Origin of the sequence: Gordonia sp. CPCC 205515 (genome assembly GCF_048537925.1) — a bacterium.
GTDB lineage: Bacteria > Actinomycetota > Actinomycetes > Mycobacteriales > Mycobacteriaceae > Gordonia.
Genome location: NZ_JBCLVJ010000002.1, coordinates 332,060 through 353,616, shown reverse-complemented (window position 1 = coordinate 353,616; position 21,557 = coordinate 332,060). Strand labels below are relative to the sequence as shown.

Here is a 21,557-nt window from a genome sequence, read left to right as displayed (position 1 = left end):
CCAGACCCTGACATCGCCTAATGTCAGCGTCATGGACTCGCAGAACGCTCCCGCGCGGACCGCGGTGGAGCTGCCGTTTCGCCTGGGCTTCGCCGTCACCGGTGTCGTGCTCACGGCCGCGGAATCGGCCGTCACCATCGCCCGGTTGACCGCGAACAGCGTGCAGCACGAGGTGAACCACGCCTTGGGCCTGTCCGGTGATGAACTGGGCAGCGCGCGCACTCCCCTGGCATTGCTCAATCAGCTCGCCGAGCTCCTCGGACCGGATCGGCCGTTCGGCCGCATCCTCGCCGCCGGTGGCCCGGTGGAACGACTGCTCAATCCGGGTGGTGTCGTCGACCGCCTGACTGCTCCCGACGGCCTGTTGGAGAAACTCACGGCCAGCGGCGGATTGCTCGATCAGATGACCGAGGACGGCGGCATCCTGGTCCGGTTGACCGCCAAGGACGGCCCTCTCGACCGCCTCACCCGCCCCGGCGGTGTGGTCGATCAGTTCACCGAGAACGAGGGCATCCTCGAACGCCTGACGTCCGAGGGCGGCATCATCGACAAGCTCACCGCACCCGACGGGGTGATGGAGAAGGTGACCGAATCCGGCGGGGTCCTGGACCGGATGTCCGCCGACGGCGGTCTCCTCGACCAGCTCGTCGGCGAGAACGGCGCCGTGGAACGCGCGATCGCCCCCGACGGTCCGCTGGACCGGATCACCGAGCTGACCGAGGTGATCGGGCAACTCGCCCCGAATCTGCTGGCGATGCAGGACACCGTGCACGAATTGGCCGAGACGGTGGACCTGCTCAACCAGACCGTCGCGCCGCTCGGTGGCCTCGCCGACCGGCTGCCCAAACGACTCACCCGCGCTCCGCGGGGCGGGCACGGTCCCGACAGCCACCACGCGCTGACCGACGGCACCGAACGCTACGACCGCAACGGTCAGCCGCCGCGTTCCTGACCTGGGCGCAGCTGATCGGGGCGGCGTACTTCGCGCCGCACCCGGTCGATCGCCGCCGACAGTGACTCCAGGTAGCGGTCGACGTCGGGCATGATTGCCGGACTGGTGGTCACCGACAGCGTGACCGTATCCCCGATCCCGTGCACACCGTGGGTCAGTCCCTGCGCGGGTGAGAGCGCGGGAAAGCCCGCGGTACACACCACCGGTGCGCCGTCCAGCGTGAGGTCCGCGCGGCCGCGATAGACCGACGACACCACGCTGACCCCGGTCATCGACTCGGGCCGCACCTCGACGTCGAATTGCCTGATGCCCCACCGGGTCAGCATCGCCGGACTGGCATCGGTGGCGCGACGTTCGGCCACGCGCGTGGGATCGCGGTCGGCGTCCCGCGCGCGGTCGATCTCTTTGGCGATCGCTGCCGCACGTTCGGTCAGGTCGTCGAGTTCGGTGTGCAGATCGACGCCGACGTTGCGGAAGTTGTTGCGCGCCCGAGTCTCTGAGGACCGTCCGACAGTCAGTTCCACGGCCAGGGGTGCGCCGCCGAGTCGGTCGTCGAGCACGTCGTCGAGCGCGAGAGAAATGGCCGTCAGCGCACCGACGGTGACGGTGTGCCCGGGCGGCAACAGATCACGCGGTCCGACGATGGTGCGCAACAGGCGATCCGCGCTGGGTGGGCGGTTGAGGTCGGTGGGTGGCACGCCACTCGCCGCGACCGCCGGTTGCGAGCGGGACGCGCGGTAGGCGGCGGTGCCACGAATCACGGTGCGAGCCAGATCGACGGGCAGCCGGGCCACGCCCAACGCTGCGGTCCCGCCGGCCAGTACCGGCGCGGGGAGCCGGTCGAGCACCGGGCCACGAACGAGGTCCGGCCCGGAGTCGCTGTCGGTGAACAGTTTTCGTGCGATACCGGAGGCCCCTCGACCGTCCGCGAGCGCGTGACAGATCTGCAGCACCGCCACGACACCCACACCGGAACCCGCCGGCGGGTCGGCGATCGGGCCGAACAGGTGGACACGCCATGGGGCGCGGGTCGGGTCGAGCGGCGCGCCCATGAGTACGGCGAGCCGGTCGAGGCACTGCTGCCAGGTGTCGAGATCCCGATGGACCGTGACCTGATCGTCGTCGGGCCGGTGATACACCCAGTACGGCCGGTCGAGTGTGCCCGGGACGTCCAGGATTCGGACGGTGAGGTCTCCGATGGTCCGGGTTCGACGACGCAGCATCGCGGCCGCGTCGTCGAGCCGGATGGGTTGTCCGGCAAAACAGTACAGCAGGAACTGATCGTTGCCGATCACCGCCGACTGCCAGTGGAAGCGGGCGTCGACGGGCGCCAGACGTCTCACCCGGCGCGAGGCTCCAGGTGGACCATGGCCTGCACGTGGGTGTCGCTGCCGTCCAACGCACCCCGCACGTGTTCAACCGCATCGCCCACCACCGAGGCGATCTCGGCGTAGGAACGCGTGGGGTCGGCGGTGACCGTCATGCGAATGATCGTGCGTCCGCGGTCGTCGGTCGCCTTGGATGAGACGCGGTCGAGTTCCGGTGCGGCCGCCAGATCGGCGCCGACGGCATCGGCGATCAGCTTGGGCGGCACGGTCATCTGACCGCCCGGGCCGCTGTCGGCGAGCAGGACGTCGTCGGTCTTGCCGGGGCGAATCACGGTGGCGATGAGGCACCAACCCCAGATCAGGGCGACGAGCGCGACCGCGACGAGCACCGCGGGCCACCACGATTGTTCGGTCGCGGTCTGGCCCGCCCGCTGATCGATGCGGTTGATCCATGTCTGCACCGGATCGACGCCGAGCTTCCACAAGATGGCGCCGATACCGATGATCAGCAACAGGACTGCCACGATGGCGACGGTGATGCGCAGCAGCGCAGCGGGACGTCGGTTCATCGTCGATCACCTCCGGTCGGGGCGTGTGCGTACTTGACGCGCGTGTTGAACTTGGCGTCGACTGCCGAGACGACCTCGTCGACCGCTCGGGTGACCTCGGCGGGATCGACGCCGGGCTCGGCGTTGACCGAGACCTTGACCGTGCGCCGGCCGACCACCGTCGAAGCATGGTTGACCTCTGGTACTCGGGAGACCGCGGCGCTGCATCGGCGAGCCAGGTCGACGGGACGGGTCCACATGACCTGATACCCGGACATGCTCAGGTGGGTTTGCTTGCGCGGCTTGATCGCGAGCCACAGCAGGAACAGGCCGAGCAGGATCGCGACCACGGCGACCGGCCACATCCAGTCGGCCCACCCGATGTCGGCAATCCAATCCAGGGCCGCGGCGATCCATTGGCTGCCCGACAGCCAGCCGACGTCGATGAGCAGGTCGCGGATCGCGATGACCGCGACCGCGAGCAGCGCGATGCCGATGACGAGTCCGGGCCAGGTTGCCGCGGGCATCGCCGCCGGCGCGAACACCTTCTCATTGGACAGGTCCGTGGTCTTCTGTGTTGCCGACCGGGTCTCGCCGGGGCGTTGGGTCTCGGCGGTCATCGGTATGCCTCCTCCTGGGCAGGAACATACGGGGGCAACACGATGTACCCACGCGGCACCGGGCGGCCCCGGATCAGTTCTTCGGTCAGCACGTCGTCGGTCAGCACATCATCGGACGACGCCAAGGCAGCCTGCGCTGTCGGTTCGACATCGATGCCGTCGACACGATCGCGCCAGACATCGGTCCGGCGCGCGAGTTCATCGCTGCCCTCGAGCGATTCGCCACCGAGATCGACCGGCGGCAGGACGACGTACCCACGTCGGACCGGCTTGCCATGGATGTGCTCGATCACACCGGGTTCGCCGTCGGGCAGTGCTGCCGCCACGGAGGCCGGCACCACGGCCGCTATGGAGACATCGACACGTTCCGGCCGGATGCCGGTCAAGCGCTCGAGCTCGGCGGCGACCTCGGTCCGCACCCGCTGGCAGATCGCGGTCACCGGGGCCGGCCAGCGAACCGCGATGTTCATCGCGACATGCGGTGCCACCGATGACATGTCGATCGACGCGCTGGGATAGTCGCTGCCCATCATCGCGCGACCGGGCGTCGAACCGGACAGCAGTGCCCCCAGCTTCGACCGGTGCTCGATCACACCGTCGACGCCCAGCGCCGTCCGCACCGCGATCTTCTCCCCGACCCGATCATCGATCGTGAGAGTGCCGCGGAGTGCCGGATCATCCACGGTTGCGGCTCCGCAGCAGCACACTCAGGTCGACGGTGCCGTCCCGCTGCAGCCCGATGGCCAGACCGATGGCGCCCAGCAGCACCGCCAGAACAAAGCCGCCGAATCCGCCGGTGGTGACGGCCAGGGCCAGTAGCAGCCCGGCGAACAGTCCGATAGTTGCGTTGTTTCCCATGGTTTTTCGTCCTCTGTTCCGGTTGTGCGGTCACCCGCGGATGGTGATGTCCTCGATGGTCACCATGGTCGGCAACCCGGTGAGATCGGTGACGACGTCGCGGACTCGGGCCGCAACACCGCGCAGGTCGTGTGCTGCGTCGACGACGATGTGGATCTCCGCCGCCTCGTCCCCGAGGACCACGCCGGTCACCCGACCGCCCGGCAGATACGTTGCGACTTCCTCGAATACGCCGCCGTGCAGGCCGGTGACACCGTCGACCGCGGTCACGGCATCGGCGATCTGACGAGCCGTCGGCCCGGTGGGAGCGGCCGTCCCGGCGGGGTCGGGCGCGTTCGGGTCGACCGCCGGTGGCAGCCTGTCGGATGGTCCTGGATCGGCAGCCGACGGTGAGTCGGTGGCCATCACTGGACCCGATTGGCCTCGGGCACCGGTTCGGTGTCGTCCTGCTCGTCGGGGAAGTGGATGTCATGGACAACGACGTTCACCTCGGTCACCTCGAGGCCGGTCATCTGCTCGATGGCGGCGATGACGTTGCGCCGGATGGCGGCACCGAGTTGATTGATTGCGACGCCGTAGTCGGCGACGATCGCCACGTCGACGGCGGCCTGCCGTTCGCCGACCTCGACGCTGATGCCCTGGGTGGTGCTCGTGGTGGTGCCCGGCAACACGTCGCGGACCTTGCCGACCACCCGCTCGGTGGTACCGCCGACGTCGTAGACGCCGCTGATCTCCCGGGTTGCGATGCCGGCGATCTTGGCGACGACGGTTTCGGAGATCGAGGTCTTACCCCGCTCCCCGACCAGTGCGGAATCATTCTTGGCCAGGGCGATGCCCTTCGCCGGATCAGCGCTCGAGTCGGCGGCCGCGTGCTGTGAACGGTGTACGGCGTCGGCGTCAGTCATGTGAACTCCTTCGTTCTCTGCGGACGGACGGATCCTGTCGTGACCCGTGTATAGAGTCAGTCGCAGTGAACGCGGAAACTGCACGCACAGATTTTTGTGATCTGGATCACACCGCACAGTTGGTGTCGGTCGCGGTCGATTCTGCCCACCCGACGCCAACCGCAGATCTGCCCGACCTCTCCGATCTCGACCTGACCGATATGTCCGACGACGCGTTGGCGGCCGCCGCCGCGGCAGGTGATTCCGCGGCGTTCGGGGTGCTCGCCGCCCGGGTGTCACCGGGACTGCTGCGATACCTGCGCCGCATGCTCCCGGACACGCAGGCGGCCGAGGATCTCGCCCAGGAGACACTTCTGCACGCGTGGAAAGGGCTGCCGGATTTCGGGTTCCGCAGTTCCTTTCGGACGTGGATGTTCGCCATCGCGCACCGCAAGACCGTGGACTATCACCGGCGCAGGCGTGACGTGCCGGCCGACGGGGATCGGTTCGCCGACATCGCCGATCCGACACCGCTGCCCGCCGACCAGGTCGAGCACGCGTCCCTGGTGGAGGCGCTGCGGCGCGAGCTCTCCGCATTGCCTGCCACCTCCCGGGCCGTGTGGTGGTTACGTGATGTGGAAGGGCTGTCCCTGCAGGAGATCGCGAGGATCCTGCGCATCAGTACCGGGTCGGTGCGCGGACATCTGCAACGCAGTCGCCGCTACCTGTCGGTGCGGCTGGCACCGTGGAAGCCCTCCGCCGGCGTGACGTCCGTTGAGCGAAAATCCAATGAGTGACAAGGGTTGGGTGAAGAGGATTGAACCGATGAACAACATCGTCGTCGACGACGACACGTCCGACGAGACCGACGCCTGGCTCATCGATGCGAGCCGGCGCCTCGACGAACCCGGCGGCGACGTCCACCGACTGATCTCCACCTTGTCGGCGAACCTGCCGCACGGGCGTCGCCCCGGGCGGTCATTGGCCACCGATACCGCGGGCGTCCAGGTCAACGACCGAATCCTCAAACAGCTCTTGGCCACCCGCATCCGCGCGCGCATCGGACGTCTCGTCGTCTCCGTGGCGGTCGACGGCAACGGGGAGGCGGTCGACGGTGTCCACGTCGGACTGATCGCGCGGTACCACGACGACATGGTCGCCGCGTCCGACCATGTCCGTGACGTGGTCGACGACGTCCTGCACACCACCCTCGGCATCAGCGCGTCCGACGCGGCCCGTCGGGCGATCGGAGTGCGGTGGCAGGACGTCTACGCGACCTAGTGGTGTATCTCTATTCAGCGTGCTTGCGCCCAGCGCTCCACGCATACGGCAGGTCGGCGCCGTTGAGAACGTGATCGCCGATCGCCTGCAGTTTGTAGATGAGCGGATTGTGCACCGAGATGACCCGCGCATTGCGCCAATGCCGGTCGAGGCGCAGCGATTCCGACGTGATGGACGCGCCGCCGGTCTCGAAGAGCTGGGTGGTCGCGTCGAGCACGGTGGTGATCACCGCCTGCTGCGCCCGCGCGACATCGAATTCGACTCCGTCCAAAAGCTTTTCGTCGGCGCCACCGGCGTCGAGGAGCTCGTCGAGCTTGCCTGCGATGTCGAGCACCAGGGTACGGGCGGTGTAGGCCGCCGACGACAGCCGCCCGATGACCTGCTGCACCAACGGATCGTGGCGCGGCAGATCCGCGGCGGAGTGTGTGTAGGTGCGGGTGCGGTCACGCACCCACGCGGTGGTGTCGTCGAGCGCACGCTGCGCGATCCCGGCCAGCACCGCGAGCTGGACCAGCTGCAGATACGACGTCGCATAGGTACGGCCGGCTCCCCCGTAACCCGCACCCAGCACGCGTTCCGCCGACACCGCAACGCCATCGAATTCGGTTGTGCCGCTGGCGGTCAGTCGCTGACCGAAACCATCCCAGTCGTCATGCTGGGTGACGCCGGACGCATCCGCGTCGACGAGGACCGAGACCCGCTCGCCGTCCCGGTCGGCAGCGACCAGGATGTGATCGGCGTAGAGACTTCCGGTGCTGTAGTACTTGGTGCCGTCGAGTCGCAGGTCGTCGCCGCTGCCGGTCAGGCGCGTCTGATAGCGGTCGATGGCGCCGACGCCGGGTTCGGTGATCGCGTTGCCGACCAGGGTCCCGCCGGCCACCGCCCGCAACCATTGCTCACGGGCAGCCGCGTCGTCGGACAGCAACTGGTCCTCGACGAACGACCAATGCACCCGAAGCGCCTGGGGCAGATTCGATTCCGCGGCCGCAAGGTCGATCAGCAGTCGGAACAGCTGGCGCACCGACGCCCCGTAACCACCGAACTCGACCGGTACCCGCAATGCACCGAAGCGCGCCTCCTTCAGCCAACCGACCTCCTCGTAGGCCAGGCGTCGATCCACTTCGCGGCGCACCGCTCCCTCGGCGATACGCGCGAAGATCGGCGCGAACACCTCGTCGAGATCAGCATCGTCGTAGGTGCGGCGGTCATCGGTGATGGTCACGGTGGTTCTCCTCAGCGCGGTTGGCTCACAACCCGGACAGTTTCATCGCTGCGGCGGCCGCCGACCACCCTTGTGCGCGCCCTGAGAAAAACCCAGACGCTCAGTCGAGCGTCGGCCCCGCGTCCCGGATCTCGTCAACCCGACTCATCGCGTCCCGCAACTCCGCGAGCCACGAATCGGTGTGCTGGCCAACCAGTTTCACGCACCAGGAGAGTGCGTCGGCGCGACTGCGGGCGACCCCGGCGGCAACCAGTGTGTCGAGCACCTGCCGCTGCGGTTGCCGCAGGCGCGTCATCACCGGAACCGCGAGATGGGTGAACATCGCCGACGAGTCGCCGCACCGGACACCCCATGCGACCTTGCGGTCGAACCGGTGCTCGGCCTCTCGCGCCACCTCGATACGACGATCCCGGGTCGACTCCCGGAACCGGGAGATCCGCCCTTCCTCGGCCTGCCGTCGTGCGGCGTCGTCGTCGCCCGCCGCGAGTTCCGGCGACTCGATGGTGCCGATGACCGTGATCTCCTCACGATCGACGCGCACCTCGGGTGTCTCTATGAATAAATCGTCGGGCAGACGGCCCGTCAACCAGCCGGTTATCGATGTATCGGTGTCGGTCATGACGACTCCTTCGATCTGAGAATTACTTGTAATTATTGTTACTCGGATTACCGTCTCGCCGCAAGGATGAGCATGAACGCGCAAGAACAAGAACGTGTTGCAGCCCCGGTGGCGTCGGCGCACCGCCGGGATGGATAAATGGGATGAGCACGTTGCCACCGACCACTGGTCCGATCCGAAAGGTCACTCTCATGCCGCGATCCGCAGCGCCCGCCGCACTCGACCCCAACACGCCGGTCATCGTGGGCGTCGGACAGGCGTCGGAACGACTCGGCGAGCCGGACTATCGGACGCTCAGCGAAGCCGACCTGGCTGCGCTCGCCGTCGAGCAGGCCTTCGCCGATACCGGGATTCGCGGGCCCGCGGTCGCCGCCGAGATCGACACCGTTGTGGGCGTGCGCACCTTCGAGGAGTCCAGTCCGCTGTCGTCCTCACCGCTCGGCCGCCCCGACAACATGCCGCGCGCGATCGCCAAGCGCGTCGGGATGCAACCCCGTCGCGCGGTCCTCGGGGTGACCGGCGGCCAGAGTCCGCAAGCCCTGCTGACCGAGTTCGCCGGCGAGATTGCTGCCGGCCACACCTCGGCGGTACTGCTCTACGGCGCCGAGATCATGTCCACGACAAGACATCTCACGTCGAAGTCATACGAGGGTGAGCGACCCGATCTCGGCGAGCAGGTCGGCGGGCAGATCGAGGACCGCGGATACAACATCGCCGGGCTGACCTCCGCGCAGGAGGCTCGCCACAAGCTTCTTTCCCCGATGCTGCAATACGCGGTTATCGAGAACGCGCGCCGTCACCGCCTCGGGCGCGGTCGCGATGCGTACGCGACGGAGATGGGCGCCCTGTTCGCGCCGTTCACCGAAGTCGCCGCCGGCAATCCGCATTCGGCGGCACCGACGGCCCGCTCGGTCGCGGAGCTGACCGAGGTCACCGACACCAACCGTGTCGTGGCCGATCCCTACACGCGCATGCTGGTGGCCCGCGATCAGGTCAACCAGGCGGCCGCGGTGGTTGTGACCTCGGTGGCGACCGCGCAGGCCCTCGGCATTCCCGCCGACCGCTGGGTGTTCTTGCACGGACACGCCGATCTCGTGGAGCAGCCTCTGATGGCCCGCCCCGACCTGTCCCGCGCGCCCGCGGCGGCGGCTGCGGTGCAGCATGCACTCGAGGTCGCCGACATCGGACTCGAAGACGTCGACTTCCTCGACATCTACAGCTGTTTCCCGGTCGCGGTGTTCAACGTCATCGATCCGCTCGGCATCGCACCCGACGACCCGCGCGGCCTCACGCTGACCGGCGGACTGCCGTTCTTCGGCGGACCCGGCAACAACTACTCGATGCACGCGATCGCCGAGGTCGTCGACCGAGTACGGGTGAAAGCCGACTCGTATGGACTCATCGTGGCCAACGGCGGTCTGCTGTCCAAGACGTCGGTGGGCGTCTACTCGTCACAGCCCACCGCCTGGCGTCCCGACGACTCCGCTGACCTGCAAGCCACCCTCGATGCCCGGCCCCGCCTGCCGCAACGGCGAAATGCCAATGGTGCGGCGACGATTGAATCGTTCACCGTCCTACCCGGCCGCAATCGACCCGGGACCGCGATCGTGCTGGGTCGGCTCGATGACGGCGACCGGTTCATCGCCAACGTCGAATCCGACGACACCGCGATGTTCGACCTACTCGCCGGCGACGACCCGATCGGCAGCCGCGTCCACGTGCGTTCTGACGCCGATGGCAACCGGGTCTTCGTTGACAAGCAGGCCATGCGCGACCGGCATCCCGTCGTCGCACCCGGATTCCGTGAGTCCTACGAGCACATCGAGATTCGCCGCGACGGTCATCTCCTCGAGGTGACCATCAACCGGCCCGAGGCCCGCAACGCCCTACATGCCGCGGCCAATGCCGAACTCGACTCGGTCTTCGACGCCTACTTCGCCGACCCCGACCTGTGGGTAGCCATCCTCACCGGCGCCGGCGACAAGGCGTTCTCGGCGGGCAACGACCTCGCCGCGACCGCAGGCGGCGCAGCATTGTCGGTGCCCGAGAACGGCTTCGCGGGATTGACCGCGCGCCGTCGCATGACCAAACCCGTGATCGCGGCGGTGAACGGGTACGCGCTGGGCGGTGGGCTGGAGGTGGCACTGGCGTGCCACATCATCGTCGCCGACGAACGCGCGAGTTTCGGTCTGCCCGAGGTGAAGGTCGGCCTCGCCGCGCTCGCGGGTGGGTTGGTTCGACTCCCCGAGACGATCAGTCCGGCGCTGGCCCGCGACATGATCCTGACCGGACGACGCCTGGACGCGACCGACGCGCTCGACGCGGGGTTGGTGAGCCGGATCGCGCCCGCCGGTGAGGTGATGTCTCTGGCCCGCACCGTCGCCGAGGAGGTCCTCGCTGCATCACCGACATCGGTGCAGGTGTCGTTGGCCGCGATGGCCGACGTCGCCGGCATACCGGACCGGATCGAGGCCGTCGATGCGACGATGTCGGCGCTGGACACGCTCATCGCCAGCAACGACACCGTCGAGGGCATCACCGCGTTCGTGAGCAAACGGCCGCCCCGCTGGACGGGACACTGAGTCATCACCCCGCCGGGATGAGGCCACGGATGCTCACGCGGCGCTAGGATCAGCGCAGCCCACGGCGAGTGTCCGTGGAACGGAAGGCATGTGGATGACTGTTGACGGTGTGGCACCCGAACCGACCAAGGCCTGGTCGATGCCCCGCGGCACCATCGTGTTGCTGACGCTGGCCGGACTCGTGATCACCGTGGGCGGCCTCAAGGAGATCTCCGGCATCGTCGGCCCGGTCTTCCTCGCGCTGATGCTCACCGTTGCGGTACAGCCCATCCCGGCGTGGATGCGGCGCAAGGGCATGCCCAACTGGCTGGCGTATCTGGTGACGCTGCTGGCCTTGTGGGGCATCATCATCGGGATCTTCGCATCCCTGGTGTTCTCCGTGGCGCGGCTGGCCACCATCTTGCCCGAGTACAGCGACAAGATGCAGAGCCTGATCGACAACTTCCAGAAGTTGCTGACCGATCACGGTGTCAGTCAGGAGAAGGTGCACGACACCATCTCCAACATGAATCCGAGCAAGATCGTCGGCTACGTGTCCGAGGTCTTGCAGGGCACGTTGTCGGTCGCGTCGGCGGTGATCCTGGTCCTCACCCTGCTGCTGTTCATGGCCGCCGACGCACTCTCCTACGACAAGCGCATCGCGGTACTCAAGGGGCAGCGCGCCGACATCGCGTTGGCCTTCTCGTCGTTCGCGCGCGGCACCCGCAGCTATCTGATGGTGTCCACGGTGTTCGGCCTCATTGTCGCGGTCCTCGACACCGGCGCCCTCTGGCTGCTCGGCATCCCCCTGCCCTTCCTGTGGGGCCTGCTCTCCTTCATCACCAACTACATCCCGAACATCGGCTTTGTCATCGGTGTCATCCCCCCGGCGCTGCTCGGCTTGCTCGATGGCGGCGTGTCCAAGATGTTGCTGGTGATCGTCGTGTACAGCACCATCAACGTGATCATCCAGTCGGTGATCCAACCGAAATTCGTCGGCGATGCCGTTGGTCTCTCGACGACCCTGACGTTCCTGTCGCTGGTCGTGTGGGCGTGGGTGATCGGTCCGCTCGGTGCCATCCTCGCGGTGCCGCTCACCCTCATGTGCAAGGCGCTGCTCATCGACATCGATCCCTCCACGCGCTGGGTCGACGTCCTACTGACCTCGGCGGCACCGGCCGCCATCGAAGAGGTGGCCGAGGATGAGGAAGAGGCCGAAGCCGAGGGGGTGAATCCGCCGATCGAACCGGCTGTCGGCCCGCCGATCGTGCCGCACAGTGAGGACCCACCCACCGGATCGGGCGAGTCTACCCACCGCGACTGAGTAATCACCCGCATGTGGTGGGGGTCGCACTGGGCGACAGTAGGTGCCATGAGCAACCAAGAGATCCCCCAGACCCCCACCACCGCGGCCTATTTCCTGCAGGCCGCCATCGCCTTCGGTATCAGCCTCGCCACCGCCGTTGTCGGCATCTTCTACCTGCCGATCGACCCGTGGCAGCGCGGGTTCCTCGGCATCACCCTGCTCTTTCTGACGTCGAGCACCTTCACCCTGGCCAAGGTGGTGCGCGATCGGCAGGAGCAGACCACCGTCCGCAATCGTCTCGACGAGGCGCGGATGGACAAGATCATGGCCGAGCACGACCCGTTCACCCGCATTGCCTGAGCTCGACACTTCACCGCTTCATCCACCCGGCGTCCGCAGCGTTCACCAGAGTGCTGCGGACGCCTTCTTTCGTTCTTCGCCGTCGGTGACGTACTCTGCCTAGAGCTCACATATATTTGATATGCCATCGCTTCTGATGGCCGGACGCAAGGCAGGGTGACAGCCCGATGGACATGACCTGGTCGGATGCCGACATCGCTTTCCGCGATGAGGTGCGGAGCTTTCTCGACGAGAAGCTGACGCCGGAACTGCGGGCCGCGGGCCGCCTCAGCACAAGCGTGTACGCCGATCACGAGGCGTCGATGACCTGGCAGGCCATCCTGCACGAGCGCGGCTGGGCGGCCCCGGCATGGCCGGTTGAGCACGGCGGTTGCGACTGGTCGCTCACCCAGCACTACATCTACAGCCGCGAGTCGATCCTCGCCGGAGCGCCGTCGTTGTCGCCCATGGGGATTCGCATGGTGTCGCACGCGATCATGGCGTTCGGCACGCAGGAGCAGAAGGACTACTTCCTGCCCGGCATCCTCGACGGCAGCGTCTTCTTCTGCCAGGGCTACTCCGAGCCGGAGTCCGGATCCGACCTCGCGTCGCTGTCGATGGCCGCGGTCAGTGACGGCGACGATCTCGTGGTCACCGGATCGAAGATCTGGACCACCCACGCGCAGGAAGCCAACTGGATCTTCTGCCTGGTGCGCACCTCGAAGCAGGAACGCAAGCAGCAGGGCATCACGTTCGTGCTCATCGACATGACCGCCCCCGGCGTCGAGGTCCAGCCGCTGGTGATGGCCTCCGGTGAGGAAGTCCAGAACCAGGTCTTCTTCGACGGTGTGCGCGTCCCGAAGAAGAACGTCCTCGGGACGATCGACGACGGCTGGACGGTCGCGAAGTACCTGCTGGTGTTCGAACGCGGCGGCGGCGCGGTCGCGCCCGCCCTGCAGGTGATGGCCGAGAACGTGGCCGAACACGCCGCGACGGTGACCGGCCCGCTGGGCGGTCCGCTCAGCGACGACCCGGCCTTCGTGCAGAAGCTCGCCGACGCGCGGGTGCGCGCCAAGGTGCTCGAGGTGCTCGAGTACCGAGCGCTGGCGACGATGAGTTCCGGCAAGGATCCCGGGCCGGTCGCGTCGATGCTGAAGGTGCTCGGGACCGAGTTGAGCCAGCGGATCACCGAGCTGAGCCTCGAGGCTGCCGGACCGCACGGACGCGTCTACCAGCCGCACGCCACCAAGCCGGGCGGCCCGATCGACAAGTACGTACCGCCGGCCGACGGCTACGTGAGCGGCGATCCGTGGCAGGCCGTAGCGCCGCTGAAATACCTCAACGACCGTGCCGGCTCGATCTACGCGGGCAGCAACGAGATCCAACGCAACATCCTGGCCAAGGCCGCACTGGGACTGGGCTGAGAGAACAGGAAACTCACAATGGACTTCACCCTCACCCCCGAACAGCAACTGCTCCGCGACGGCCTGAGCAAGTTCCTCGACACCCGCTATGACCTCAACACCAGCCGCGACGTCGCCAAGATCGGCGACGGGTGGCAACCGGAGATCTGGCGGGCCTTCGCCGAGGATCTCGGGGTCATCGGCGCGGTGCTCCCCGAGTCGATCGGTGGCGCCGACGGCGGCGCCGGAGAACTCATGGTGGTCACCGAGGCCCTCGGTCATGCGCTGGTCGTCGAACCCTTCGTCGACACCGTGATCCTCGGCGCGCGACTGCTGGCTCGCTTCGACGACAAGCGCGCTCGCGCCGTGGCCGAGGCCATCGCCGAGGGCACCGCGCTCTCCGCGCTGGCCGCACTGGAGGACACCTCGGGCGGCAACCTCAATCGCGTGGCAACCCGGGCCGAACGCCACGACGACGGCTGGATTCTCAACGGCACCAAGGCCGTTGTCACAACCGCACCGCTGGCGAACTACCTGCTCATCACCGCTCGGACCGCCGGCGAGGTCGGCGACCGCGACGGCATCTCACTGTTCCTGGTCGACCTGACCGAGGGCGCGCCGGAGGGCTTGGCGATGGAGGCGGTGCGCACCGTCGATGATCGACGTGCCGCCGACATCACCATCAGCGACCTGCGACTGCCCGCCGATGCCCTCATCGGCACCGAGGGCGCGGCACTGCCCGAACTCGAGTTGGCGTGGGACGAGGCGACCGCCGCGGTCGTCTCCGAAGCGGTCGGCGCGATGCGCAAGGTGCACGACGACACCGTCGAGTACGCCAAGCAGCGCCAGCAGTTCGGTGTGCCGATCGGCAGCTTCCAGGCGCTGCAGCACCGCATGGTCGACATGCTGATGGAGCTCGAACAGTCCGTCGCCGCACAGTATCTGGCGATTCTGAACCTCGATGCCGCACCCGCGGAGCGAGCGGCCGCGGTGTCCGCGGCAAAGGCAACCATCAGCCGCGCCGCACGATTCATCGGCCAGAACGCGGTACAGCTGCACGGCGGCATGGGCATGACCGAGGAACTGGCCATCGGCCACTACTTCCGACGACTCACCGTCATCGAATACGAATTCGGTTCAGCGGACGCACATCTGGCCCGTTTCGCGGCACACACGCAGTAGCTACGAGTCGGTCCACACCGGCTGCCGTTTGCCCAGGAAGGCCGAAATGCCTTCCTGGGCATCGCAGGTCATGGCGTTGGTGGCCATGGTCTCGCCCATGATCGCGTATGCGTCGGGCTCACTCTGATCGATCTGCCGATAGAAGGCAGACTTGCCGATGGCCAGCGTCGAGGCACTCGACGACGCGATCCTGGTCGCGAGATCAGTCACCGCAGAAGATAATTCGGCATCAGGTACGACGTCGTTCACCAGACCCCAGTCGGCGGCGGTCGCGGCGTCGATCACATCACCGGTGAGTAGCATCTTCATCGCCCGCTTGCGTCCGATGGCGCGAGTCAACGCGACCATCGGCGTCGAGCAGAACAGTCCGATCTTCACTCCCGGCGTGCTGAACCTGGCCGATTCTCCGGCCACCGCCAGATCGCAGGTCGCGACCAGCTGACATCCGGCTGCGAAAGCGATGCCCGCGACCTCGGCGATCACCGGTTGCCGCACGGCGTGTACGGCGGCCATCATCTCGGTGCACGCGGCGAAGATCGCGCGTTCGTCGTCGAGGGTGCGGTCGACGAGTTCGGTCAGATCGTGACCGGCCGAGAACGCCGGCCCGAGCGCGCGGATCACGATCACCCGCACCGCGGGGTCCGCGTCGAACCGCTGCAAGGTCGAGGTGATCGCGCCCATCGTGGTCGCCGACAACGGATTGCGCCGCTTGGCCTCGGCGAGGGTGATCACCCCCAGCGGCGCGTCGACCTCGACCTCGATGGCTTTCGAATCGGTATCTACCGAATCCTGCGACATGACGGTCTCCTCACCGGTCGTCGATCTGTGCTGCCCGCTCACTCAGTCGGTTGTAGCACGCGGAGTGACCAACGGAAGGACCACTTCGTCGACGATCGCAGCCATCGCCTCCTCGGTCAGCGGCGCCATGGTCATCATCAGGTCGTGCCGGAAGAGGTCGAAGGCCACCGCCCGGACCCTGGGCGTGAGCCGCGCCGGATCGGCCTCGCCGCGCGCCACAGCACGATCGAAGAGCATGTCCATCGATCGTCCGGCCCGCTCGCCGAATGCTTCCTCCCGCAATTCGGCGAACGAGCGACCGGTCTCGGCGTGGTACGCACTGATGACGGCCACCAGCAACGACCCGATCTCACCACGATGATCATTGGCCCGCGCGAGGTAGGCGAGGAGATCACCGCGCAGCGACCCGGTGTCGGGCGGGTCATCTCTGGGCACCCGGTTCATTGCGTGTTTGATGGCGGCGCCGGCCAGGTCGGCTCGGTCTGTGAACCGTCGGTAGATCACCGGCCGGGAGGTCTCGGCGCGTTCGGCGACGGCCTCGATGGTGAACCCCGCGTAGCCGTTTTCGGCGAGCTGCGCCCAGGCCGCATCGAGGATGGCGTCCTCGAGTTCCTGGCCTCGCCGGCGTCGCGGCCGATCCGCCTCAAGAATCATTTGTGTATCTTATCGCGGCGGCGTACTCTGCGTTTAGATACACAAGTGTTTCTTGCGTGAGAGGGATTTCCATGACTCCGACGAGCAGCGCTCCGGCGGCTCCCCCGATCCCACGCTCGGCGATCATCACCGCGATGGTGCTGATCGTCGGCGGCATCGCGGTCATCTTCGACTCGACGATCGTCAGCATCGCCCTCGACACCCTCGCCCGCGATCTGAACGTGAGCGTCTCGACCATTCAGTGGGTCAGCACCGGTTACCTGCTCGCGCTCGGCGTCACCATCCCCGTCGTCGGCTGGGCGCAGGCCCGCTTCGGCGGTAAACGCCTATGGCTATCGGGTCTGGTGTTGTTCATGGTCGCCTCGATCGCGTGCAGCCTCGCGTGGAATGCGACCAGCCTCATCGCTTTTCGCGTCGTCCAGGGCGTCGGTGGCGGAATCCTGATGCCACTCATGGCCACCCTGGCCATTCAGCAGGTGCCCGGTGCGGCCAATCTCGGTCGCCTGATGGCCATGGTCAGTCTGCCCGCCGCCCTCGGCCCCATCCTGGGTCCGGTGGTCGGCGGCATCATCCTCAACTGGGGCGACTGGCCATGGCTGTTCTGGGTGAACGTGCCGTTCTGCGTCATCGGTTTCGCGTTGGCGTGGAAGTTCCTCCCGGCCGACGAGCCCACCGGACGGGCGCGACTGGACACCGTCGGCCTACTCCTAGCCTCCCCCGGCCTCGTCGGCATCCTCTACGGACTCTCGAACGTGCACGGCGACGGCGGTTTCGCCCGGACCGACGCGTGGCTGCCGATCCTCTTGGGCATCGCCCTGCTGGCGGCGTTCGTCGTGTGGGCGACCCGGCGCCCGGCGACCGCCCTCGTCGACGTCAGCCTGCTGGCACGCCGTTCGGTCGGTTCGTCGTCGGCCGTACTGTTCCTCTCCGGCGCTTCGCTGTACGGTTCGATGTTGTTGTTGCCGTTGTTTTTCCAGATCGTGCACGGTACCGACGCACTCAAGGCGGCGCTGCTACTGATTCCGCAGGGCGTTGGCGCCTTGCTGAGCCGAACCCTGGCCGGCAAGTACACCGATGCCATCGGCGCCCGCGTGGTGGCCACCGTCGGGTTCGTCATCATGGGTGCCGCGACCATCCCGTTCGCGCTCGCCGACGCCGACACGAGCCAATGGTGGCTGATGGCGGTCCTGCTGGTCCGCGGCTTCGGGATGGGCGCGGTGATGATCCCGGTGATGGCGGTCGCCTATATCGGCCTCGACCGCGCCGAGATACCGCACGCGAGCATCATCACCCGCCTCGCCCAGCAGGTCGGCGGCGCGTTCGGCACCGCGTTGCTGGCGGTGATCCTCGAGTCCAGCGTCGCCGGCGCCCACAGCCTCGCCGATCGTGCGCATGCCTTCGACGTCGCGTTCTGGTGGGCGGTCGGCTTCACCGTGGTCGCGATCGTCATCTGCGTGGCCTTGCCGGCCAAGCCCGCAGCAACCGCCCCCACCCCGGCCCCTGAGGTGTGAGGAGCGTTAGCGACGAGCCACGACCGATCCCTGGGTGTTACAGCTAGCGAAGAGCCACGACCGCTCCCTGAGGTGTGAGGAGCGTTAGCGACGAGCCACGAAGGGCCTGGTGAGAGACCCTCCATGACCCTTCGAGACGGCCCTCCGCTAGCGCTCCGGACCTCCTCAGGGAGCGGGAGGAGACGGCCCTCCGCTAGCGCTCCGGACCTCCTCAGGGAGCGGGGACGGTTACAGCTCGAGGGTGTTGACCGCCCATCCCGACGCAATCAACCGCGGCACGCGTCGTCGCTCTTCGGGCTTCACCGGCGGTCCGGTACTGGGCGCGGATTCGACTGTCCGCGAGTTCTTCTCCTTGTCCGGTGGCCGGTCCCGTTCCCGCAACCGGCTGGCCAACTCCGCACCGACGATCCCGTTGCGGTTGACCCGCGGCTTCCCCCGCCGCCCGTCACGCCCGTTACGCACCCACGCGGGACGCCCGGCATCGGGGCCGTCTTTGATGATGTGGGTCGACCACTGACCCGGCTTGTCCCCGACCATCCGATTGTGTTTGCCGCACGCACCTGCCAGGTCGATGACATCGGTGAACCCGCCCTGCGCCCAATCCTTCTCCGCATGATGAGCTTCGAGATGAGTGAACGGCTGCGTGCAATTCGGACACGTACACACCGCCCCGTCCCGGGCGAACAACATGAACCGCTGTGCTTGATTGGCAAACCGGTTGGCCTGACCCAGATACAGCGGCTCGGCACTGTGCCCGGAGAAAACAGCCAAGTGCTGCTGCGCCTCGGCGGCCAACTCGATCACATCCGAGATCGGCAGCAGCGCACCACTGGCGGTGGTGGCCACCCCGGCCTGTTCGCGCAGGGCGGTGTCGGTGATGGAGATGATCAGATGCGGAGGCAACCCCCGATGGGATTTACCGAGGACGCCGCCGTTGACGACCGCATCCAACAGTGCGTGCAACGCATCATGATTACGTTGCGCCGGAGTCCGGTAGTCCCGCTCGGCCGCCTTCTTCAACACCTCGATGTCAACGTCATCGCGGCTGCCCTGCGGCGAGTCCGGATCTCCGGGCATGTTCATCCCGGGAGCCGCCCACGCCGCGAACACCACATCGAGCAGGGCCCGGGTGACCGGATCGAGATGTCCTTCCAGGGTGCTCATCAACTGGGCGTCCTGCTTCGAGAGTTCGAGACTGCGGCGCCGCGCCCGGTCTTTGTCGTCGGTGAGGGTGCCATCGGGGTCGAGGTGCCCCAACAACTCGGCACCCAGCACGATCAGCTCTTTGGGCTCATGGTCGCGGGCGTAGCCGGCCATCACCTCTTCGGCCTTGTCCCGCAACTCGGGTTCCACCCCAGTCGGGATCTTGTCGAGAATCTTGATCACCGTCAACACATGCTCGGGACCGATCGCCCCCTCGGCGAACGCCGCCGCAAGATTCGGCAGCTTCGGGTCCACGAGTTCCCCGGTCAACGAGTACATCGACAACAACGCTGCCATCAACTTGCGGCGCCGACCCGGATCGGTGATCCGCAGATGCAACACCATGAAGTCGGTGAGCCGACTAAATCCCTCACGTTCCGGGACCCCGCGATCCGAGCAATCCATCACCCGCCGCAACCCGACATAGGCCAACCGCCGTGCGGAGCGTTCATGGGATTCGGCGACCGCCAGCACCTCGTCGTGCGACGCCGAGGTGCTCTCCGCAGCCACAATGCGGTCCACCAACTCGTCGAGCTCGCGGTACAGCCCGACGATCTCCGCACCACCCTCACCGCTGGTCATCGAGCCTCACCCCCTCAAGTGTCTCGAACTGATGTTCGATAGCCTACCTCGCACAAACGTTCGAGGCAAGGGGTGAACCGTCAATTGACATGGTGTGATGCATCGGGACATCGGTGAAGGTTCTGCATCAGGACATTGGTGACAGTTGGCGTGTCAGGACTTCGGTGACGGCGTGGTCTTGGTGGCCACAAACTGAGCGTTGAATGCGGCCGTATTGACTCACCGCCTCACCCCACCCGCGGAAAACGACCTTTACAGTTTCCTTCAGCCTTTACCAGTGAAGGACGCGCCGCCCGCAGGAGGAGGACCTCTAAGCCTGGGTGCGCTGGGCGTGTAGTTCGCGCAGGGTCTGATCAACCCAGTCGTTCACGCTGGTGCGCGGCAGGACGGTGATCTGGTAGCCAAGTTCTTTGTAACCGCAGGTGAGGCGCTCGTATTCTGCGGTTGCTTCGGCGAGTGAATGTCTGCGAGCGTCGTCTGTGGACCAGATCGCCTCCCACGGCGGTGTGAAGAACACGCGGTGGTGGTAGCTGCGCAAGGCGTCGAGGCTGATCGTCGCATCCGTGCCGGTGTAGTGACGGATTGCGATCGCAGCGTCTACCAGGCCGCGATCGAAGAACGTCCATGACGGACCCGGCGTATGTGACGCGGCGGCAATGTCAGCGGCGGCAAGGTTGGCGCAATTGTTGGCGAAGGCCGGTGCGTCGGCCCAAGGTAACGCGTTGCCGCCGGTAGCGAGCTCGTGTTCGACAACCCGCCGGCCGGGTTCGTCAACGGTGCGGTAGCCGCGACGCGCGAGTTCGCGCAAGAGCGTCGATTTACCGCCACCGGAGCAACCAGATATCACGACTAGACCACTCACTCCTCGACCTCTCCTCTCGTACTCAGCTGCGACTTCACAGATTGCGGACGGGGACCTGACGAGAGCGCATCAGGAACTAGATGCTGTCAGGTGCCTGTCGGGGGTCGCGCCAACACGGACACCGACTCATTGGTGATGAAGTGTCACCACCAAGACCACCCACTCTGTCACCGGTGTCCTGATGCGTAAGTGTCACCGATGTCCTGCAAGATGACAGGTCAATTGATATTGGCTCCCACCAACGCAATACACGCGGCCACGGCAGGTTCGACGATGGACGACAGCGGCTGATCGTGTTCCACCGCGGATGCGGCGAGTTCGCGGATGCCGCCCCAGATCATCACCGCGGTGGCATGCGACATCGGCGCGATGCCGGCCGCGTGCATGCGGGGCGTCGCCGTCAGCGGCACCAGTACCGCGATCAACGACTCCATCGCCTCGACTTGGATCTCGCGGGCGTCGTCGCCGAGCGCCGGCAGTTCCCGAATCCAGCTCCAGGTCACTTCCGGATGCTTCTCACACACCTCCACATACGAATGCACCGCCTGCCAAATCTGCACTTTCCATTCGGCGTCGGGGTCGACGCCGGCGACGATCGCGGACACCAGGGATTCGTTGGTGGTCCGCAACAGTTCGACGAAACACGCCTGCTTGTCCGCGAACTCCTGATAGAAACTGCGCCGCGAGGTCTGCGCGACGCGGACGATGTCAGCCACGGTCGTCGAGCGGTAGCCCTGGCCCATGAGGCAGGTGGTCATGGCATCCAGCAGACGTCGGCGCACCGGCGACACCTGTTGCGACACCACGGCCTCGGACACAGTTCACACGATACGACGCGCACCCT

General features: G+C 66.7%; 23 protein-coding genes. 9 read left to right on the top strand and 14 right to left on the bottom strand.

What is annotated here, in order from left to right; all coding sequences use genetic code 11:
* The first annotated feature begins 31 nt into the window (after positions 1 to 31).
* Positions 32 to 952: a hypothetical protein gene (locus AAFP30_RS01920; protein WP_419228133.1), complete on the top strand. Its 921-nt coding sequence runs from the start codon at positions 32 to 34 to the stop codon at positions 950 to 952.
* Here the strand turns inward: AAFP30_RS01920 and AAFP30_RS01915 are convergent.
* The 7 genes from AAFP30_RS01915 to AAFP30_RS01885 are packed head-to-tail and all read right to left on the bottom strand — an operon-like array spanning position 934 to position 5,211.
* On the bottom strand, positions 934 to 2,295 hold the full coding sequence (locus AAFP30_RS01915; RefSeq protein ID WP_419228132.1) for a WS/DGAT domain-containing protein: 1,362 nt from the start codon (positions 2,293 to 2,295) through the stop codon (positions 934 to 936). The two genes, AAFP30_RS01920 and AAFP30_RS01915, sit on opposite strands and share 19 nt — an antisense overlap.
* On the bottom strand, positions 2,292 to 2,849 hold the full coding sequence (locus tag AAFP30_RS01910) for a hypothetical protein (protein WP_419228131.1): 558 nt from the start codon (positions 2,847 to 2,849) through the stop codon (positions 2,292 to 2,294). The genes AAFP30_RS01915 and AAFP30_RS01910 overlap by 4 nt, the downstream gene beginning before the upstream one ends.
* Entirely contained in the window at positions 2,846 to 3,448 is a 603-nt protein-coding gene (locus AAFP30_RS01905) for a DUF6286 domain-containing protein (protein WP_419228130.1), read from the bottom strand. The genes AAFP30_RS01910 and AAFP30_RS01905 overlap by 4 nt, the downstream gene beginning before the upstream one ends.
* Positions 3,445 to 4,131 carry an Asp23/Gls24 family envelope stress response protein gene (locus tag AAFP30_RS01900; protein WP_419228129.1) on the bottom strand — a complete coding sequence of 229 codons (687 nt, stop codon included), beginning with the start codon at positions 4,129 to 4,131 and terminating at the stop codon, positions 3,445 to 3,447. Before AAFP30_RS01900 ends, AAFP30_RS01905 begins: the two co-directional genes overlap by 4 nt.
* Positions 4,124 to 4,306 carry a DUF2273 domain-containing protein gene (locus AAFP30_RS01895; protein ID WP_419228128.1) on the bottom strand — a complete coding sequence of 61 codons (183 nt, stop codon included), beginning with the start codon at positions 4,304 to 4,306 and terminating at the stop codon, positions 4,124 to 4,126. Before AAFP30_RS01895 ends, AAFP30_RS01900 begins: the two co-directional genes overlap by 8 nt.
* A 30-nt stretch (positions 4,307 to 4,336) precedes the next feature.
* A complete protein-coding gene (locus AAFP30_RS01890) occupies positions 4,337 to 4,711 on the bottom strand; it encodes a hypothetical protein (protein WP_419228127.1) in 375 nt (124 codons plus the stop codon).
* The gene (locus AAFP30_RS01885) at positions 4,711 to 5,211 is read right to left on the bottom strand and encodes an Asp23/Gls24 family envelope stress response protein (RefSeq protein ID WP_419228126.1); all 501 of its coding nucleotides are present in this window, start codon (positions 5,209 to 5,211) and stop codon (positions 4,711 to 4,713) included. The genes AAFP30_RS01890 and AAFP30_RS01885 overlap by 1 nt, the downstream gene beginning before the upstream one ends.
* Positions 5,212 to 5,276: 65 nt before the next feature.
* Here AAFP30_RS01885 and AAFP30_RS01880 point away from each other — a divergent pair, with 65 nt between their 5' ends.
* Positions 5,277 to 5,987 carry an RNA polymerase sigma factor gene (locus AAFP30_RS01880; protein ID WP_419228125.1) on the top strand — a complete coding sequence of 237 codons (711 nt, stop codon included), beginning with the start codon at positions 5,277 to 5,279 and terminating at the stop codon, positions 5,985 to 5,987.
* A gap of 28 nt (positions 5,988 to 6,015) precedes the next feature.
* Positions 6,016 to 6,471: a hypothetical protein gene (locus tag AAFP30_RS01875; protein WP_419228124.1), complete on the top strand. Its 456-nt coding sequence runs from the start codon at positions 6,016 to 6,018 to the stop codon at positions 6,469 to 6,471.
* 10 nt (positions 6,472 to 6,481) lie between these two features.
* Here AAFP30_RS01875 and AAFP30_RS01870 read toward each other — a convergent pair whose 3' ends face one another.
* Entirely contained in the window at positions 6,482 to 7,693 is a 1,212-nt protein-coding gene (locus AAFP30_RS01870) for an acyl-CoA dehydrogenase family protein (RefSeq protein WP_419228123.1), read from the bottom strand.
* A gap of 100 nt (positions 7,694 to 7,793) precedes the next feature.
* A complete protein-coding gene (locus AAFP30_RS01865; RefSeq protein WP_419228122.1) occupies positions 7,794 to 8,312 on the bottom strand; it encodes a hypothetical protein in 519 nt (172 codons plus the stop codon).
* A gap of 191 nt (positions 8,313 to 8,503) precedes the next feature.
* On the opposite strand from AAFP30_RS01865, the gene AAFP30_RS01860 reads away from it, so the two are divergent.
* The 5 genes from AAFP30_RS01860 to AAFP30_RS01840 all read left to right on the top strand — a co-directional run bounded on the left by AAFP30_RS01860 (position 8,504) and on the right by AAFP30_RS01840 (position 15,103).
* Positions 8,504 to 10,894 (top strand): acetyl-CoA acetyltransferase, encoded by a 2,391-nt coding sequence (locus tag AAFP30_RS01860; RefSeq protein ID WP_419228121.1) that lies wholly within the window; start codon positions 8,504 to 8,506, stop codon positions 10,892 to 10,894.
* A 94-nt stretch (positions 10,895 to 10,988) separates the two neighbouring features.
* On the top strand, positions 10,989 to 12,197 hold the full coding sequence (locus AAFP30_RS01855; RefSeq protein ID WP_419228120.1) for an AI-2E family transporter: 1,209 nt from the start codon (positions 10,989 to 10,991) through the stop codon (positions 12,195 to 12,197).
* Positions 12,198 to 12,245: 48 nt separating this feature from the next.
* A complete protein-coding gene (locus AAFP30_RS01850) occupies positions 12,246 to 12,539 on the top strand; it encodes a YiaA/YiaB family inner membrane protein (RefSeq protein ID WP_419228119.1) in 294 nt (97 codons plus the stop codon).
* A gap of 167 nt (positions 12,540 to 12,706) precedes the next feature.
* Entirely contained in the window at positions 12,707 to 13,942 is a 1,236-nt protein-coding gene (locus tag AAFP30_RS01845; RefSeq protein WP_419228118.1) for an acyl-CoA dehydrogenase family protein, read from the top strand.
* Between the two features lie 18 nt (positions 13,943 to 13,960).
* Positions 13,961 to 15,103, top strand: a complete 1,143-nt coding sequence (locus AAFP30_RS01840; RefSeq protein ID WP_419228117.1) for an acyl-CoA dehydrogenase family protein — start codon at positions 13,961 to 13,963, stop codon at positions 15,101 to 15,103.
* On the opposite strand, the gene AAFP30_RS01835 is transcribed toward AAFP30_RS01840, so the two are convergent.
* The gene (locus AAFP30_RS01835) at positions 15,104 to 15,901 is read right to left on the bottom strand and encodes an enoyl-CoA hydratase (RefSeq protein WP_419228116.1); all 798 of its coding nucleotides are present in this window, start codon (positions 15,899 to 15,901) and stop codon (positions 15,104 to 15,106) included.
* A 42-nt stretch (positions 15,902 to 15,943) separates the two neighbouring features.
* On the bottom strand, positions 15,944 to 16,555 hold the full coding sequence (locus AAFP30_RS01830) for a TetR/AcrR family transcriptional regulator (protein WP_419228115.1): 612 nt from the start codon (positions 16,553 to 16,555) through the stop codon (positions 15,944 to 15,946).
* A gap of 71 nt (positions 16,556 to 16,626) precedes the next feature.
* On the opposite strand from AAFP30_RS01830, the gene AAFP30_RS01825 reads away from it, so the two are divergent.
* Positions 16,627 to 18,066 carry an MDR family MFS transporter gene (locus tag AAFP30_RS01825; protein WP_419228114.1) on the top strand — a complete coding sequence of 480 codons (1,440 nt, stop codon included), beginning with the start codon at positions 16,627 to 16,629 and terminating at the stop codon, positions 18,064 to 18,066.
* Positions 18,067 to 18,294: 228 nt separating this feature from the next.
* On the opposite strand, the gene AAFP30_RS01820 is transcribed toward AAFP30_RS01825, so the two are convergent.
* The 3 genes from AAFP30_RS01820 to AAFP30_RS01810 all read right to left on the bottom strand — a co-directional run bounded on the left by AAFP30_RS01820 (position 18,295) and on the right by AAFP30_RS01810 (position 21,531).
* Positions 18,295 to 19,851: a DUF222 domain-containing protein gene (locus AAFP30_RS01820; protein ID WP_419228113.1), complete on the bottom strand. Its 1,557-nt coding sequence runs from the start codon at positions 19,849 to 19,851 to the stop codon at positions 18,295 to 18,297.
* A gap of 310 nt (positions 19,852 to 20,161) precedes the next feature.
* Positions 20,162 to 20,698 (bottom strand): AAA family ATPase, encoded by a 537-nt coding sequence (locus AAFP30_RS01815; RefSeq protein WP_419228112.1) that lies wholly within the window; start codon positions 20,696 to 20,698, stop codon positions 20,162 to 20,164.
* Between the two features lie 233 nt (positions 20,699 to 20,931).
* Positions 20,932 to 21,531, bottom strand: a complete 600-nt coding sequence (locus AAFP30_RS01810; protein ID WP_419228111.1) for a TetR/AcrR family transcriptional regulator — start codon at positions 21,529 to 21,531, stop codon at positions 20,932 to 20,934.
* Between the last annotated feature and the right edge of the window lie 26 nt (positions 21,532 to 21,557).

Coding starts and splice junctions, on each gene's coding strand:
- AAFP30_RS01920 (WP_419228133.1), top strand. CDS start 32: ATGGACTCGCAGAACGCTCCCGCGCGGACCGCGGTGGAGCTGCCGTTT.
- AAFP30_RS01910 (WP_419228131.1), bottom strand. CDS start 2,849: ATGAACCGACGTCCCGCTGCGCTGCTGCGCATCACCGTCGCCATCGTG.
- AAFP30_RS01905 (WP_419228130.1), bottom strand. CDS start 3,448: ATGACCGCCGAGACCCAACGCCCCGGCGAGACCCGGTCGGCAACACAG.
- AAFP30_RS01895 (WP_419228128.1), bottom strand. CDS start 4,306: ATGGGAAACAACGCAACTATCGGACTGTTCGCCGGGCTGCTACTGGCC.
- AAFP30_RS01890 (WP_419228127.1), bottom strand. CDS start 4,711: ATGGCCACCGACTCACCGTCGGCTGCCGATCCAGGACCATCCGACAGG.
- AAFP30_RS01885 (WP_419228126.1), bottom strand. CDS start 5,211: ATGACTGACGCCGACGCCGTACACCGTTCACAGCACGCGGCCGCCGAC.
- AAFP30_RS01875 (WP_419228124.1), top strand. CDS start 6,016: ATGAACAACATCGTCGTCGACGACGACACGTCCGACGAGACCGACGCC.
- AAFP30_RS01865 (WP_419228122.1), bottom strand. CDS start 8,312: ATGACCGACACCGATACATCGATAACCGGCTGGTTGACGGGCCGTCTG.
- AAFP30_RS01860 (WP_419228121.1), top strand. CDS start 8,504: ATGCCGCGATCCGCAGCGCCCGCCGCACTCGACCCCAACACGCCGGTC.
- AAFP30_RS01855 (WP_419228120.1), top strand. CDS start 10,989: ATGACTGTTGACGGTGTGGCACCCGAACCGACCAAGGCCTGGTCGATG.
- AAFP30_RS01850 (WP_419228119.1), top strand. CDS start 12,246: ATGAGCAACCAAGAGATCCCCCAGACCCCCACCACCGCGGCCTATTTC.
- AAFP30_RS01845 (WP_419228118.1), top strand. CDS start 12,707: ATGGACATGACCTGGTCGGATGCCGACATCGCTTTCCGCGATGAGGTG.
- AAFP30_RS01840 (WP_419228117.1), top strand. CDS start 13,961: ATGGACTTCACCCTCACCCCCGAACAGCAACTGCTCCGCGACGGCCTG.
- AAFP30_RS01835 (WP_419228116.1), bottom strand. CDS start 15,901: ATGTCGCAGGATTCGGTAGATACCGATTCGAAAGCCATCGAGGTCGAG.
- AAFP30_RS01830 (WP_419228115.1), bottom strand. CDS start 16,555: ATGATTCTTGAGGCGGATCGGCCGCGACGCCGGCGAGGCCAGGAACTC.
- AAFP30_RS01825 (WP_419228114.1), top strand. CDS start 16,627: ATGACTCCGACGAGCAGCGCTCCGGCGGCTCCCCCGATCCCACGCTCG.
- AAFP30_RS01820 (WP_419228113.1), bottom strand. CDS start 19,851: ATGACCAGCGGTGAGGGTGGTGCGGAGATCGTCGGGCTGTACCGCGAG.